Below are 14,975 nucleotides of genomic sequence, written 5' to 3'. Positions count from 1 at the left end.
GTATCGAAATGCTGTTTACTTAAGTGGATTGAGTGGACTAACACCAGAATAGGCAACGCCCGATAATTCAGCCATCTCACGATTCCATGTAGCCAAATCGTGAGGGTTGAATTGATTCAGATGATCATGCCCACACGCTCTCGCCATCACTTGCATTAATTCTGTCGACGCCTCGAAGAAATTTTTAAGCTGATTCGAGGCCTTCTCTACATTTAAACGCTGACGTAAGTCGGCCTTTTGAGTCGCAATACCCGCCGGGCAATTATTAGTGTTACACATTCTCGCCGCCACACACCCTATCGACTGCATAGCGCTGTTTGAGATAGCGACGCCATCAGCACCAAGCGCCATCGCTTTCACAAAGTCCATCGGAACGCGTAAACCACCCGTGATGATCAATGTAACTCGGTCACTGACGCCTTGTTTATCAAGGTAAGCTCTAGCGCGAGCCAAAGCTGGAATCGTTGGCACACTGATATGGTCTCGGAACATTTCTGGCGCAGCCCCAGTACCGCCGCCTCGACCGTCTAGAATGATGTAATCGGCACTGGCATCTAATGCGAACTGAATGTCTTCTTCGATATGGTTAGCACTTAGCTTGAAGCCTATTGGGATACCGCCCGTCACTTCTCGAACTCGGTCGGCAAAATTTTTGAAATCCTCGACAGTTTTTAGATTAACAAAGGTGGGTGGGGAAATCGCGGCGGTACCTGCTTCAATACCACGCACCTCTGCAATCTTGCCGATGTTCTTCGCCCCCGGTAAGTGACCGCCTGTTCCGGTTTTAGCACCCTGCCCACCTTTAAAATGGAAGGCTTGGACATTTTTGAGCTTAGCTTCATCGTAACCAAATTGCGCGCTGGCTAATTCATAAAAGTAACGTGAGTTCGCCGCTTGCTCTTCAGGCAACATTCCGCCCTCTCCGGAGCAAATCCCAGTTCCTGCAAGCTCTGCGCCTGTCGCTAAAGATATTTTCGCTTCTTCAGACAAAGACCCAAAACTCATATCAGAAACAAACAAGGAGATGTTCAATTTGAGCGGCTTTTTCGCTTTTGGCCCAATAATAAGCTCAGTTCCGACGGGCACATTTTCCAATAACGGTTTGGTCGCCATTTGTGCAACCATCACTTGAATATCATCCCAGTGAGGCAATAGGTGTCTTGGCACGCCCATAGAGGTCATTGGCCCATGATGCCCGACCTTGGATAAACCATCACGCGCTAGCTGATGAATAAACTCGACGGTCGGTTCTTCTTTGGTTGCACTCGCAGCAGGAGACAAATCTGGCGCAGCAGCTTGAACATGAACTTCAGGGCCCTCTTGCCCAACTTGCTCCGCAGTGAACTGTTTATGAGTGCCATCGCAAAAAGGAAGGTTGTTAGAATACTTACAGCGGCACAGGTACGCATCACCACTCTCTTCGGCGACAAAGCTTTTCGGTTTGAAGCCGGTTCCTGCATGAGAACCGTCACAAAACGGTTGGCTTTTCGATTTCCCACAGGTACAGAAGTAATACTCCTCTCCCTTCGTCAGCTCTACTTTGACGGGTTTGTTATCCGCGATTACTGGACTCTTCATAGTTCGTTCACCTTTTCTTTTTTATGATTTGATGACTGAAGCGATGACTTGCTCACAAGAGTAAAGTAAAGGTGAGATACGCGGCTAATTCAATAAATGAGACTGATAGACAAGGTAAGTAAACCGACTAAAAACAGTCATGACCGACTCAACACAAACAAAAATGGCTACCTAGTAGGCAGCCATTATGTGTTGGAGCTTAGTCAAAGCTAATGCACGTAGGGTTAATCGAACAGTTCGATAACCAGCTTGTTGTCTCTGATCACTAGATTCGGTTCCGATGACTTAATCAACGACTCTTGAACCTTATTGCTGTCGAGTTTGTAAACAGGAGACTGAGACAAAGCAAAACCTATCATCGATACCGCAGGTTTGAGTAGTGTCTCTATTTCTGGCGAAAGTTGTTTGCCCTTCTCCTCAAAGCGTTCTAGTCGCAGCGACTTTAAGTAAACCTCACCACTTTCCTTGTCGTATTCAGGAATCGCGCTGAACTCTAAGTCTAAATCCAACCCCATGTTTGGCATGTTAAACACTTGAACCTTTGCATTGGTATTCGCCAGAACAGACACACGCTCGGCATCAGATCGACCAATTTGCACCGCTAAGTCATCAACCGCCACTTGCGCATACATAACGTTTTGCACACCGACTTCTTGCTCTAACATCACAGAATCTTGTAGGTAGTTCGTCATTTCTTGTTCAGTCACGCTATAGCTCACACAACCACTTAGCACCAGCGCAGACGCTGCCAAAATGAACTTTTTTGCTACGTTAATTATCATCAATATCAGCTCTTTATCGTTAGTGACTAGCGCGGAGTTTACTGTGTGATCATCAATAAACAAAACAGTAAAAACACGATATTCGTGAATACCTTTATTAATAAGCATAAATATCAGTAAGTAAAGCACCAGATTGGATTTCCCGCTTGAGAGAATGACACATGTCAGCCAAACGCCATCAGATTTGTGTACTCGAATTAATTGAATTTTGCTTCTAAGCTTATGGGATATTTAGGGGGCTTACTAAAGGTTTCATCATGGATGAAAACATGAAGAGTGAGCACAATGCCATCAAAAAGAGTATCACCTGAACCAACAACTCGTTCCGTGATTCTATTATGCAACACCGCATGCCTGCATCATAAACAGTGGGTAGAGGAACTGCGTCTCCATAAATGGGAAGCTCAAATTGCAGAAACTAGCGAGCAGGCCATTCACTTGCTCAATTCCCGCAGCCACTGCTGCGCACCAATTGTCGTTTCCTGTCTAACATCATCTTCAATCGACAAACAATGTGAGCAAATTTCAGTACTGAAGGCTCATTCTCCAAGTTTAAAAGCAATCGCTATCTGTAGCCTGCCACCAAGTCACGACTTACCACTCATTAAGCAAACCTATTGGGATTATTACCATCTACCTATTGATACAGAATGGCTTTGTCGAAATTTAGGGCATGCATATGGCATGGTAGACACCAAGCAAAACAAACCTAAGCCTTCCTCGTGCCATGAATATCAATTGGTGGGGCAATCCAGCACCATCCAACAACTTAAAAAGAAAATAACTAAGATCGCTAACAACGATTTTCCAGTACTGATTCAAGGGGAAACAGGAACAGGAAAAAGCCTATGTGCACGTTTAATACATGAAGCCTCAGCTCGTAGCCAGAAACCTTTTATCGCAGTAAATTGTGGCGCAATTCCACAGTCACTGATTCACTCCGAGTTATTTGGTTTTGAAAAAGGCTCGTTCACTGGAGCAAACAAACGCTACGTCGGACATGTAGAAAGAGCGAATGGTGGCACACTATTTTTAGATGAGATCGGCGACCTTGAACTATCGCTGCAAACCTACTTACTCCATTTTCTAGAAAATAACTTGATAGAGCGATTAGGCAGTAACAACCAATTGCCCGTAGATTGCCGTGTGATTTTCGCCACCAACGTCAACATCGAACAAGCCGTTGCTGCGGGTAAATTTCGAAAGGATCTCTTTCACCGGATCAATGTACTTCCATTGGATTTAGTGCCACTCAATGATCACAAAGAAGACATAGAAGATTTGGTTCGATTTGAGCTGAAGCACAAATATGCATCCAAAACCAAACTGCCTAGTGACACCCTTGAGCAAATGAAACAGTACCATTGGCCGGGCAATGTCCGAGAATTATTCAACTGCATAAGAAGAGCGATTGTTCTTTCTAATTCAAGTGCCCTCTCTACTCGTCATATGGGGATTCAATTGAAAGACGAGTCGCCCGACACTGAGAGTGACACTCGACTTTCTTCAAAAAATGTTCGTCGAGTGATTCAGCAACACCACTACAATATTTCCCAATCTGCTAAAGCGTTGTCTATTTCTCGGACAACCTTGTACAAGCTAATCAAAAAACATCAGATAGTAATTTAAGTCGCCTAACTAGCTAACTAAATAACTAAATAACTAAATAACTAAATAACTAATAAAGCAGCCTAACGAGCTAGGCTGCTTTAAAGTTTAGTTGTACTCAATTAATGAAAGTGCTTATGGCTCTGGAACAGTAAATGGACAAACATCACAGGTTGCAATGTTCGATGTTTCCATAAATGCTTCTTGCAAGAACAGCGAGTCAAACGTTGCTGTAACTTGATTAGATAGCATTCCGTCTACTCCAGTTGGTAACACATTTGGCGCATAGGTTTTGCTTACTTGCGTACACACTTGACCAATCGCATCACCAAAGTTCGGTATCCACTTTCCTTCACCCGTCTTACAAGCAAACAGCTCAGGGTCGGCACTTAATGCACTACACATATTACCAGCACCACATGTGGTCACATCCTCAAGATCATCACAAGGTAAAGCGAAGTCGAGGTAATAACTGCTGTTGACGACTTCGGTAGGTAAGTCAGAACGGCTCAAAGAGTCATCCTTAGAATCCACCAGCGATTCAATGGCCAATGGGATATCACCGGTATTACATATTTCAACATCATAGGTTTTTTTAAGCACAACTTGACCACTATCAACCTCTAAGAAGCTATTACATACCTTAGAAATCTCAACCATTGGACTCAAGTCGATTGGCGGACAATTGTAAGCCACAGGAGCTTGAGCATTCACGATAAGCCCATCAAGATCCACTGAACCATCTATCACGCCGACGGCACCGTTATTTACAGACAAGTAATTACCCATGAATGAGAATGACTCACCGACGCTCCACACTTCATCACCGTTCCCAACCACAGGAAGCGCACCTAAGATTGGTGACTCCGATAAAAAGGCCACGTCATAATCACCATTGGTGCCTAACGAACCAGGACCAGTGTTGGTCACCGTCACGGTATAATCGATATTGAACATGCCATCAACCGTAAAACTGGTTGTGTTACAAGTCGCCGCTATGCTGATACTACATAAACTGAATGAGCCGACAACGAAGTCAGCCAAAGATGCATCAATCGAACGGGAAGCTCGTGACTCCACTAAGAAGCTACTGAAACAAGGAATATCCTCAATACCAAACTCATCATTTAACAGAGCTGACAAGTTTAATCGACCTTCCACAAAGCTCTCTGTTGGAATCGTTGTAGTTTCACCCGTTTTAGCTAGATAATCCCAACCTTGTACATTGGGTAAAGCAATTGCCCCGATAGAATCATCATTTGAAATCGCACATATCTTCTCGACACCGACAGCGCCACTGCCACATCGTGCACCAACAAAATCATTCGATTTAGGATCTCCGTCAGTTTGGAAAATTCTCGTCATGTTGTCAGTCACATCACCATTATTCAAATCCCATTGGAATACTTCAATGTAGGGGTTACCACCGCTCGCTTGTGGGAATGAAATCAGCACAAGGATGTCCCCATTGACATGCTGCCCAACAAAGTCGCCCTTAGTTTGTCCATCTGGTAATCCTACTTGGTCTTGTAAGAACCAGAAACCAATGTACATATCACCATTGTTGGCATATCGGTCTGCACCAAAGTAAATCAGCAAATCGCCTTCGCTTTCAAAGGCAGCAGCATACGCATTAGTAAAGTCATCTTTTGGTTGTGGTGACGCAGTACGGAACGCCCAATCCGTAATGTCGGAATCATCTTTTGATCCCCCCTTCCAAAAAATTTGGTCGATACCGTTACGGTCTTTTTGGAAAAATTCTGCAATCCCAACCATGCTATTGGGATCATTTACATCGTCCCAATCAATACCACTATTATCACTGGTCGCATTACCATCAAGTTCCATCACATCAACAGTAGCCCACGCCAACTGGGGGCTACTAAACAACAAAAGCACACTAAGTAAATAATTTATAACCTTCATGTTCTCTCTCCATTTGTTCATACTTATGCTGTTAGGGTTTTCTGCCTTGCCCAAATTGGAGAAAATCCTTTAGCAATTCGTAGGTTCGATAGAGCACATTCCAAGCCAAGTTCAACTAATTGATTTGGTTGATGTTTATATATTGAAGGCACACCTTTATTGGACGCTTTGTTATCATTTGTCCATAAAGTCGAGATTTGACCAAATAATCAAGAACTTGAAAGGGTGAACAAAGTGTCTAAGTCAGACATATTTAGAGCTTTGATACGAGGAGAGTGATCTTTAAAAGGTACAATAGCGTAGCCACTTTAAGCTTATCGAATAACAAGCGTGTGAAGGGTGCCGATTTAGCGGGCAACTTAAGGTTCTTCTAACTAAGCCACAGGCGGAAAAACAATGACACAACTGACGATATTTTACGATGGAACCTGCCCACTTTGCGCAAAAGAGATGGCAGCACTGACTAAGTCTGATTCCAAAAATCAGATCCAGACCATCGATATCTACAGTGAAGCGTTTTCAAACTACCCACAAATAGATGCCGAGGCAGCCAATACAATTTTGCATGCACTGGACGAAAACGGAAAGCTGCTGCTCGGTCTAGACGTGACTTACCAAGCGTGGAAGCTAGTAGGAAAAGGTTGGCTGTATGCCCCGTTACGTTGGACGATGTTCAAGCCAGTGGCAGATTGGTGCTATCTACGGTTTGCCAAGAATCGATATAAAATTTCGTTCTGGCTAACCGGAAAGTCGCGTTGCAACGGAAACAGCTGCATCAAATAGTATTGAGTTAAGATATGCCGCTGGCGACTTTGTAGTAAACGATGCCAAACAGTGCTGCGAACACCAATACAGTAACGGCCACTTTCAACCAAATAAATTTCATGCTTTGTCCTTTTAATTCTGTTTACTGTTACACGCGACAAGTTATCACAACAAAACATAACGTTGTGTAATGATTGATAGAACTTTGTAGTGAACCCAGATTCCCAGAGAGAGACTTTATGTCGGCAAAAGAGAGAAATCTTCCCACTCATCGACTTTCTAGATTTAGTAAGTTCGCCTCGTTGGCGACAAGAGTCGCAGGTAACGTACTAACAGAAGGCACCAAGCAAATCGCACAAGGCAACAGACCCAAGGCAAAAGACTTGCTGTTAACGCCACAGAACATTGCTCGCCTGACCGACCAGCTCGCGCACCTGCGTGGAGCAGCGATGAAACTCGGTCAAATGCTGTCGATGGATGCGGGTGATATTCTTGAACCAGAGTTAGCCAACATTCTTGCTCGCCTACGTTCAGACGCTGACCCTCTGCCAGCCAAACAGCTCAATCAAGTGTTAGAAAATTCGCTCGGAATGAACTGGAAGGTGGAGTTTATCTCCTTCAACTTTAAGCCTATCGCCAGTGCGTCCATCGGTCAGGTTCACCAAGCGTATAGCGACTCTGGAGACAAACTTGCCATCAAAGTCCAATATCCAGGCATTCGAAAAAGCATCGACAGTGATGTGGACAACGTGGGCACATTACTTAATATTGTTGGGTTGATACCCAAATCGGTCGACTACAAAGGCTTATTAGAAGAGGCAAAGAAACAGCTCCACGATGAAGCAGACTATGCTCGCGAGGCTGACTACGCGATTCGTTATCATGATGCATTAAAGGAGCACTCTCACTTCGTCGTACCTAAGATTCATCCTCAAGTATCCTCTGAATCGGTGCTCGCCATGGACTTCATCGAGGGCGTCTCGATAGAGCAAATAGAAAGTTACGATCAAAGCACCCGTGACTTTGTAATGCACAGCTTGCTCGAACTTCTGTTCAGAGAATTGTTCGACTTTAAGATGGTGCAAACCGACCCCAACTTCGCCAACTATCTCTACGTTGAAAACACTCGACAGATTGGGCTGTTAGACTTTGGAGCAACCCGAGAATACAGCGACCGCTTCAGCGAGGGTTATCGCTTGGCCTTTTCCTCTGTCATTAACAACGATGAGCAAGGACTCAACCAAGCGTTAGAGCAAATAGGGTTCTTTAGCGAGACGATTCTCCCCGAACAACGCCAAGCCATTCTCAACTTGGTGACTATGGCGTGTGAACCGATGTTGGTCGACGAAGAGTACGATTTTAAAGCCAGCGGTTTAGCTCAACGACTTCGTGAAGCTGGCACCATCTTGAGCATGGAACAAGAGTATTGGCACACGCCACCCGCAGACGCACTATTCCTCCATCGTAAAATCGGTGGCATGTATCTGTTAGCCGCTCGCCTTGGTGCAAGGGTGAACATAAGTCGTTTGGTCGCTCCATATCTCATCAGCGATGACACTTGATTCGTTCATAAATAGTGACGGTTAATGATTAGCAGAGTGATCATTTCGCGCTGCGCAAGAGTACTAACAGTTACGCCAACTAAAATGAGCCAAACCTATGAAACCTTCACTGCTTTGCTCCACCGCCCTAATCGCGAGCCTAACAAGTTCATTCGCTTTTTCAGCAAGCTGCCCAGAGATACTCAAAGGCAAACAAAGACTGTTAAATTCAAACGAAGAAATTGAGCTGTGTGAAGAGTTTCAAGGTAAGACTTTATTGATCGTGAATACGGCAAGCCAATGCGGTTTCACGCCACAGTTCGAGCAACTTGAGCAGCTTCACCAAACGTATAAAGATGAAGGGTTTACGGTTGTTGGTTTCCCAAGTAATGATTTTCGCCAAGACAGAGGAAGCGAGGAGCAATCCGCTAAAATCTGCTACCTAGATTATGGTGTGACTTTTCCGATGATGGCGCGCGCTTCACTCTCAGGGCCAGACGCAAACCCAGTCTTTGCCGAAATCCAACAACAAGCCGGTATCAAACCAAAATGGAATTTCTACAAGTTCTTGGTCAGCAAAGAAGGCAAAGTGATAGCAACCTTCCCGAGTTCTACATCGCCAACCAGTAGTACCCTCAAAAATGCAATAGAGCAGCAGTTATGAGGTCAGATTACTTGGAGACAACTCAAACACGAAACACCATGGCCAAGCTCGGTTATATGGGTTTAATCCCCTTTTTATTCGGCCTACTGTTATCACTCACCGACAGCCAATTATTTAGCTTGAGCGGCGAAACACTCTTCATCACCTACAGCGTGGTCATATTGAGTTTTTTGTCAGGTATTTTGTGGGGAAGTGGCATCGAAAATTTCGAAAGCCCATCCAGCAACAAGGCTCTGATTCTAAGCAATGTTATTGTGTTGACAGCTTGGCTGTCGGTGTTGCTAGGTGAGCAGCAAGAGTTTCTCACCATTATCCTTCTTATCATTGGCTACATTGCGGTTTGGCGAGCGGAAAGGTCTATGAGAGAAGAGAACCAAAGTGAACGCCCCGATGGCTATTTTGATATGCGAACCCGATTAACGTCCAGCGTGGTGCTAATGCACGGTATCGTGATGCTAACTTAAGCATGCGATGCCTACATCTAAACAGATACATGAAGCGGGAACTAGACGATGAGCTGCATGACCTGACGAGGCTCATCGTCACCGAAATAATTACTCTCTTCCTTGATAGTCACGAAACCCATCGACAAATACAGTTCACAAGCCGAGTTGTTATTTGGGTCAACGGTAAGCAGCAGCTTGGATTTTTGTGGCAAGGTTTCTATCGCCTGCTGCATTAGCTTTCTGCCAATCCCCATGCCTCGGTAAGCCGTATCAACAGCCAATGACAAAACCCAATACTCCTGTTGTTTATCGGTTGGTGTCATTAACACATAGCCCGCAACCTGCGAAGCTTGTTTCGCCACCAACAAGCCCTTCCCCCAGCAATCAAACGCCTGACGAAAGAAAAACAGCGGATAGGCGTGCTCGCCAAACAAAGCGTGTTCAAGCTGGTAGATATCCGCCAGTTCTTGTTTTTCCGCACAGACAACATTCATACATAGGCCTTAAAAGATTAACGATAAACTAAACAAACAAAATGAGAGCTACTGACGGCTCACCAACAAATTCGCACCAGACAAGGCAAGAAACACAGAACATGCTTTATTGAAGCGCTTGGCCATTTGAGGTTTTGAAAACCAATTTCGTAGATATAAGCCAAATGCCGCATAGATGGAAATCGCGAACATTTCTAACACAAGGAACGTACTACCTAAAGCAAAGAATTGAGTATTTACGTTCGCAGAAACATCAACAAATTGAGGAAGAAATGCGGTGAAGATAAGTATCGCTTTAGGGTTGCCAGCGGCAAGTGCCAATTCTTGTTTAACCAGACCAAACCAATTCTTATTTCGTTCGATTTCCTCGACCGGGCTCGCTTGTGAGCGCCATAGGTTGAACGCGATCCACAACAGATACATCGCACCAAATAGTTTGATAAGGAAGAACAGAGTTTCAGAGGTATAAAGCACAACCGCTAAGCCAGATGCAGCCAAAGCAATCATGCCAGAAAAAGCGAGGATTCTTCCTAACCCAGCGACAAAGGCGGCCTTAAATCCATAACAACGGGCGTTGTTCATTGATAACAAATTGTTAGGGCCCGGAGTCATGTTGAGCGCAAAACAAGCGGGGATAAACAGCAGCAACTTCCATATTTCCATTGGTATTTCCTAGTCTCAATACGCCAAGATTGTCGTATCATTAAATGAGATACGACCTTTTATAGCAGCTATTAAAACCAGTACCAATCCTACTGTCGTATCCTTTCAACTAATTCTCAAAAAATTTCTCATATTCTGGCGTAGACAAGTTTTCCGCGACACCAATTTCACCGATGATATAGATAGCACTCGCAAGAGTTTCAATGGTTTGGTTAAGCTCTCTATCAGGCACTTCACCAACAACAGGAACCGACTGGCGTGCAGACGTTGAATTGCAGACCACGCTTTCACAAACGATATTGTGCTGTTCCTGTTGAGAAACTTCAGGCGGCTTGAAATCCGGAGAATTGAAGTCAGGAGCAGTAATACCCTCACTTGAAAAATCAAAGGAGCTGTATGAGGTAGCTGAAAACAGAGAAAGGAGCAGCATCCACTTATTCATATATCTTCCCATCGCTAGCATTCACTGAATTTATAAATACTATCTAATTCGACCGATTATGAACAGCGTTTTATTATCGCGGATGATTGTGTGTCTAAGTGCCGATTACCCGCTGTACTTTGGGTGACACGAATTCAACCCACATGCGAATGCTTACCTAACATAAACTTATCGAGTAGCGCCTGTGGTACAGGGATAATAGAGTATCGAATGAAGGCAACTAACGTCACTATCGCAACAAAACTGCCTAAAACAAAATCATGCACATCAACCAGCACCCAACCAAGGAGCCTGTCACTGATAATCGCAAGTAGACCGATGCTCACCGCGACCATCCATTTACGGTGATCATAAGGTAAATATTCCATCTTTTGGCTCACGATATAGAGCAGTAACAATCTCACGGCGTAAGTGCCACAGAGCACCATCACAACTCCCCATACTTCATAGATAGGTGTCACAACAAAATAACCAATGGCTGCTAAGGCTGCACACCCACCCTGTATCCACATTTGCGATTGACTTGAGTCACCACTAAAGCAGCCTAGATTAAGGTAATCCCCTGCACTCTTTATTACACCAATAGCCAAGAGTGCCACGACGATAGTCCCCGCGTACTGATAACTACTTGGTAGAATCAAATCAATAAATCCAGGTACAGTGAGGATCATCAAACAGCCCAAAACAATGGCCAGATTAACGCCTACTAGCGCTCTCTCCGCACACACTTTATGACCACCGGATTGTTGAAGCATGGCAACACGATTTGGAAACCACCAAAGTGCATAAGGCTGCAACAGTAAGCCTAGAATCAACGCAAACTTACCGCTGACCGCATAAATCGCAAGCTCTTCAACGCCGACGAAACTCGCCATCACCCAACGATCTAGCCCTGTAATCATGTATATCGAAGCACCACCGACTAACGTGGGTAACCCAAATTTTAGAATCTTAGCAGAGTACTTGAGGCTGCCAAATGTACCCATCTCTTGCCATTGATAACGTAATAAACACAGCATCAACAACACACTCGACACCGCGGAAGATATCAGAACCCCATCAATGCCATAGCCTGCTTCCAGTAGGATAAAGGTCATTGCTGCTTGCACACTCGCCTTCAATACATTTAGCATGCAAAAACGTTTGGCCATCGCATTCATTCGCATCAATGTTAGCGGGATAGAAATCGCACCATCTAGCATGGTAGGGATCAATAGCAGTAGGATTTGATAAGGCTGGAACTCGACTGGCAACATCAATAACAACAGCGGCATACTAAGAGCTATTAAAGCACCTCCTAACACGCAGACTAAAACACTCAAAGTGAAACAGTTGGAGACAAGCTTTCTCTTTTCTTCACCCTCAGCCACCCCCACATATCGATACATTGCCTCAACAATACCGAAACTAAATAGGATCGTCCCTATATCAGCCAGCAAGACGATGGCCTCTAATGAACCGTATTCAGCCAACGTCATTTTATGGGTGATATAGGGGATCATCACAAGTGAGATCCCTTTCATCATCACAATACCGATGGCGTAATAGGCGGACTGTTTTAGTGAACCCATAGGAGACACCTATTCCCTACCATGCAGGCGTTAGGAAACTCTTACAGTCCCCAAGAAGATGTCGTAACGTTCGTTTTTGAGGAGCCAAAACTAACGAACGGATACTGTATGAGATGGCCAGTCGGTTTTTTTGTAAGCCTCGATAATAGTCAGCGTAACCTTCCAGAATTCTTGCTTTTGCGATTTTGAAACTCGAAGTTGGTAGGTCCCATCGTTGACTGTCATTTTGGTAACGCTGGAGAATAGCTTCTATAGACTGCAAATTTCTCAATTTAAGGCTTTCCGTTTGGGTAACGGAACTCGATCTCATCAAGTAGCCTACTTGCACTGAGTTCAATACACCAATCTGATGATTTTCACTCATTCGAAGCCACAACTCCCAATCTTCTGCGTATTTGATATCAGGGTTGAAACCGTCTGTTTGAGAAAACACATCCGCTTTCACCATGACCGTCGATGTGCCAATGACATTATTTTCAATAATGAACTCTAAAGGCTTCTCGATATTGATGAACAGCTCGTCTTGATCTTGAAACTGCGACCAATAACTAAAGCAATCGACTATCACTTGGTAGTCTTCAGTGAGATGTTCGTAATTGGTAAAGCTCATCGCGAGGTCTGGGTATCGTTGGTGAAATTCGAGTTGGTGTTCGAGTTTTTCGGGTAGCCAGAAGTCATCAGCATCTAAAAAAGCAATGTATTTACCCGTTGCTTTCGCTATTCCAAGGTTTCTTGCATGAGGTGCGCCAACACCCAAAGTGGATAAGGTAATAATGCGTTCATCGTCTATCGACGCGAGATACGTAGACGTTCCATCGTTACTGTTATCGTCAATGACAATGAGCTCAACATCTTGATGAGTCTGCTTTAGTACGCTGCCAATTGCTTTCGGCAGGTAATCCAAGCAGTTGTAGGTAGGAATAACAACACTTACTTTAGCCATAATGACGCCCTCAGATTTATACGTTATATGGCTGACGTTGCATGTTCTATGCCGAGAGTTTCTAGCTACAAAATCATTTCTAGATCAGCCACCTACGCGTCCATTCCCAAAATGACGACAAAACGCATCAGGTCGAAAAACCTACAACTTCAATTTGACTATCAATTTGAGAAAACGGGACACTTCTAGGTGGGTAGCCTTCAAAAAACCATTGAAATGCCCACCCAAGCTACGATTAGATCTTGGTTCGTATCTTGCTTTATTGGTTATTACATTGGCTTGATCGCTTTAATCATATGGATTTGAGGAGTAAGGAATGAAGAAAGTAGCATTTGTGGCGCCAACCTACCCTGTACTCAGTGAGACCTTCATTCAAACAGAAGTCGACTCCTTGAAAGATTGTGGACACGATGTCTGTGTCATGACCTTCAAAATTGAAAACAGCGAAAAACAATTTGACTACGACATTGTCGAAATTGGCAAAGACGTTCAGATGGGTAAAGTGACCCACATTAACTGGCTAGGGTTGTTCAAAGCTATCTCATTTATTTCTAAGCAAACCAGTATGCCTAAAAAGTCACTGTTCGCTTATGGATTCAAATTAGCACTGCAACTCGCAGAAAAAGACGTAGAACACGTTCATGCACATTTCTGTCAGCACACCACAGCTCACGCTATCGTAGCAGCAAAGCTTCTCAATATTACTTGCTCGTTTGTCGCTCATGGCCACGATGTTTACGAGTTTGCTTATGATATTGAACAGAAAATCTCTTCGAGTGATTTTGTGGTCGCTGTCTGCAAAGACATGCTCGCGGACTTCAATACTATGGCGAAAGGAAACGTTAAGCTCCTACACTGCGGAGTAAATACCAAACAATTCCAACTCAATCCAAAAACTGAAACGAAACAACTTCGCTTTGTTTTCCTTGGCCGGTTAGTTGAACAAAAAGGTCTCCACCACCTTATTGATGCATTAGCACCGATAGCCCAACCTCTTGACATTCATCTTGATATCATCGGTACTGGTGATTTAGAGCAACAATTAAAACTGCAGGTAAAAGAGCAAGGGCTCACTCGAAACGTGACCTTTCTTGGCGCCAAACCTAACGAGTGGGTGAAAGAGAAACTGTCGAACTATGAGAGCCTAATCGCACCATTCTGCTTTTCTGAAACAGGATGTGTGGATACCGGACCACTCGTTTTAAAAGAAGCGATGGCCGTAGGCACACCCGTCATTACGACCAACATCATGGGATGCAAAGAGATCGTCTCACCTGAAACCGGTTTTGTGGTTAACGAAAAGAACGTTGAGGAATTAAGAGAAGCGATTGAGCGTTTTGCACAGTTGAGCAGCAATGATAAAACGTCAATGGGATTAAAGGCACGTCAGAGAGTGAAGGACAGTTTTAATTCGATAAAACAAGCTCAGCAATTATCTCGCTGGATAGAAGACCCGGCTCAATAGTAGCTAATTAAAGTAGCTAATTACTACTAAGGCAACTAATTAACACTTAAGAAACTAAGCACCACCAGCTTCCACAAGAAAAGCAAA

Annotated in this window: 14 protein-coding genes; 6 read left to right on the top strand and 8 right to left on the bottom strand. The window is 44.2% G+C overall.

The genetic code is table 11. The annotated features are described in order from the left end of the window. Positions 1-15 precede the first annotated feature (15 nt). Positions 16-1,578 carry a glutamate synthase-related protein gene (locus L4C44_RS00320; RefSeq protein WP_428804144.1) on the bottom strand — a complete coding sequence of 521 codons (1,563 nt, stop codon included), beginning with the start codon at positions 1,576-1,578 and terminating at the stop codon, positions 16-18. Positions 1,579-1,802: 224 nt separating this feature from the next. After that, positions 1,803-2,360: a YceB family lipoprotein gene (locus L4C44_RS00315; RefSeq protein ID WP_146491933.1), complete on the bottom strand. Its 558-nt coding sequence runs from the start codon at positions 2,358-2,360 to the stop codon at positions 1,803-1,805. A gap of 285 nt (positions 2,361-2,645) precedes the next feature. On the opposite strand from L4C44_RS00315, the gene L4C44_RS00310 reads away from it, so the two are divergent. After that, on the top strand, positions 2,646-3,989 hold the full coding sequence (locus L4C44_RS00310) for a sigma-54 interaction domain-containing protein (RefSeq protein ID WP_428804143.1): 1,344 nt from the start codon (positions 2,646-2,648) through the stop codon (positions 3,987-3,989). 114 nt (positions 3,990-4,103) lie between these two features. On the opposite strand, the gene L4C44_RS00305 is transcribed toward L4C44_RS00310, so the two are convergent. Further along, the gene (locus L4C44_RS00305) at positions 4,104-5,894 is read right to left on the bottom strand and encodes a hypothetical protein (RefSeq protein ID WP_327784055.1); all 1,791 of its coding nucleotides are present in this window, start codon (positions 5,892-5,894) and stop codon (positions 4,104-4,106) included. Positions 5,895-6,290: 396 nt separating this feature from the next. Between L4C44_RS00305 and L4C44_RS00300 the strand changes: the two genes are divergently transcribed. The 4 genes from L4C44_RS00300 to L4C44_RS00285 all read left to right on the top strand — a co-directional run bounded on the left by L4C44_RS00300 (position 6,291) and on the right by L4C44_RS00285 (position 9,328). Next, complete coding sequence (locus L4C44_RS00300) at positions 6,291-6,677, top strand: thiol-disulfide oxidoreductase DCC family protein (protein ID WP_146491768.1); 387 nt, start codon at positions 6,291-6,293, stop codon at positions 6,675-6,677. Between the two features lie 221 nt (positions 6,678-6,898). Next, positions 6,899-8,221 carry an ABC1 kinase family protein gene (locus L4C44_RS00295; RefSeq protein ID WP_146491767.1) on the top strand — a complete coding sequence of 441 codons (1,323 nt, stop codon included), beginning with the start codon at positions 6,899-6,901 and terminating at the stop codon, positions 8,219-8,221. Positions 8,222-8,318: 97 nt separating this feature from the next. Continuing rightward, positions 8,319-8,864 (top strand): glutathione peroxidase, encoded by a 546-nt coding sequence (locus tag L4C44_RS00290; RefSeq protein ID WP_428804142.1) that lies wholly within the window; start codon positions 8,319-8,321, stop codon positions 8,862-8,864. Further along, a complete protein-coding gene (locus L4C44_RS00285) occupies positions 8,861-9,328 on the top strand; it encodes a DUF3429 domain-containing protein (protein ID WP_428804141.1) in 468 nt (155 codons plus the stop codon). The genes L4C44_RS00290 and L4C44_RS00285 overlap by 4 nt, the downstream gene beginning before the upstream one ends. Positions 9,329-9,369: 41 nt before the next feature. Here the strand turns inward: L4C44_RS00285 and L4C44_RS00280 are convergent, their stop codons facing one another. From L4C44_RS00280 to L4C44_RS00260, 5 genes are all read right to left on the bottom strand, one after another. Next, entirely contained in the window at positions 9,370-9,804 is a 435-nt protein-coding gene (locus L4C44_RS00280; RefSeq protein WP_146491764.1) for a GNAT family N-acetyltransferase, read from the bottom strand. A gap of 48 nt (positions 9,805-9,852) precedes the next feature. Next, complete coding sequence (locus L4C44_RS00275) at positions 9,853-10,467, bottom strand: LysE family translocator (RefSeq protein WP_285952847.1); 615 nt, start codon at positions 10,465-10,467, stop codon at positions 9,853-9,855. A gap of 109 nt (positions 10,468-10,576) precedes the next feature. Beyond that, the gene (locus L4C44_RS00270; RefSeq protein WP_146491762.1) at positions 10,577-10,930 is read right to left on the bottom strand and encodes a hypothetical protein; all 354 of its coding nucleotides are present in this window, start codon (positions 10,928-10,930) and stop codon (positions 10,577-10,579) included. Between the two features lie 113 nt (positions 10,931-11,043). Beyond that, on the bottom strand, positions 11,044-12,480 hold the full coding sequence (locus tag L4C44_RS00265) for a lipopolysaccharide biosynthesis protein (RefSeq protein WP_285952846.1): 1,437 nt from the start codon (positions 12,478-12,480) through the stop codon (positions 11,044-11,046). Positions 12,481-12,496: 16 nt separating this feature from the next. After that, positions 12,497-13,423, bottom strand: a complete 927-nt coding sequence (locus L4C44_RS00260; protein WP_428804140.1) for a glycosyltransferase family 2 protein — start codon at positions 13,421-13,423, stop codon at positions 12,497-12,499. Positions 13,424-13,739: 316 nt separating this feature from the next. Here L4C44_RS00260 and L4C44_RS00255 point away from each other — a divergent pair, with 316 nt between their 5' ends. Then, the gene (locus L4C44_RS00255; protein WP_146491759.1) at positions 13,740-14,888 is read left to right on the top strand and encodes a glycosyltransferase; all 1,149 of its coding nucleotides are present in this window, start codon (positions 13,740-13,742) and stop codon (positions 14,886-14,888) included. Positions 14,889-14,975 lie beyond the last annotated feature (87 nt).

This window comes from Vibrio satsumensis (assembly GCF_050337435.1).
GTDB lineage: Bacteria > Pseudomonadota > Gammaproteobacteria > Enterobacterales > Vibrionaceae > Vibrio > Vibrio satsumensis.
Note: the sequence above shows the minus strand (reverse complement) of the source record. Positions and strands in the feature narration are given on the sequence as shown.

What these genes read in the sequence shown, in the direction of transcription:
- L4C44_RS00320 (WP_428804144.1), bottom strand. Translation starts at nt 1,578, where the DNA reads ATGAAGAGTCCAGTAATCGCGGATAACAAACCCGTCAAAGTAGAGCTG.
- L4C44_RS00315 (WP_146491933.1), bottom strand. Translation starts at nt 2,360, where the DNA reads ATGATAATTAACGTAGCAAAAAAGTTCATTTTGGCAGCGTCTGCGCTG.
- L4C44_RS00310 (WP_428804143.1), top strand. Translation starts at nt 2,646, where the DNA reads ATGCCATCAAAAAGAGTATCACCTGAACCAACAACTCGTTCCGTGATT.
- L4C44_RS00305 (WP_327784055.1), bottom strand. Translation starts at nt 5,894, where the DNA reads ATGAAGGTTATAAATTATTTACTTAGTGTGCTTTTGTTGTTTAGTAGC.
- L4C44_RS00300 (WP_146491768.1), top strand. Translation starts at nt 6,291, where the DNA reads ATGACACAACTGACGATATTTTACGATGGAACCTGCCCACTTTGCGCA.
- L4C44_RS00295 (WP_146491767.1), top strand. Translation starts at nt 6,899, where the DNA reads ATGTCGGCAAAAGAGAGAAATCTTCCCACTCATCGACTTTCTAGATTT.
- L4C44_RS00290 (WP_428804142.1), top strand. Translation starts at nt 8,319, where the DNA reads ATGAAACCTTCACTGCTTTGCTCCACCGCCCTAATCGCGAGCCTAACA.
- L4C44_RS00285 (WP_428804141.1), top strand. Translation starts at nt 8,861, where the DNA reads ATGAGGTCAGATTACTTGGAGACAACTCAAACACGAAACACCATGGCC.
- L4C44_RS00280 (WP_146491764.1), bottom strand. Translation starts at nt 9,804, where the DNA reads ATGAATGTTGTCTGTGCGGAAAAACAAGAACTGGCGGATATCTACCAG.
- L4C44_RS00275 (WP_285952847.1), bottom strand. Translation starts at nt 10,467, where the DNA reads ATGGAAATATGGAAGTTGCTGCTGTTTATCCCCGCTTGTTTTGCGCTC.
- L4C44_RS00270 (WP_146491762.1), bottom strand. Translation starts at nt 10,930, where the DNA reads ATGCTAGCGATGGGAAGATATATGAATAAGTGGATGCTGCTCCTTTCT.
- L4C44_RS00265 (WP_285952846.1), bottom strand. Translation starts at nt 12,480, where the DNA reads ATGGGTTCACTAAAACAGTCCGCCTATTACGCCATCGGTATTGTGATG.
- L4C44_RS00260 (WP_428804140.1), bottom strand. Translation starts at nt 13,423, where the DNA reads ATGGCTAAAGTAAGTGTTGTTATTCCTACCTACAACTGCTTGGATTAC.
- L4C44_RS00255 (WP_146491759.1), top strand. Translation starts at nt 13,740, where the DNA reads ATGAAGAAAGTAGCATTTGTGGCGCCAACCTACCCTGTACTCAGTGAG.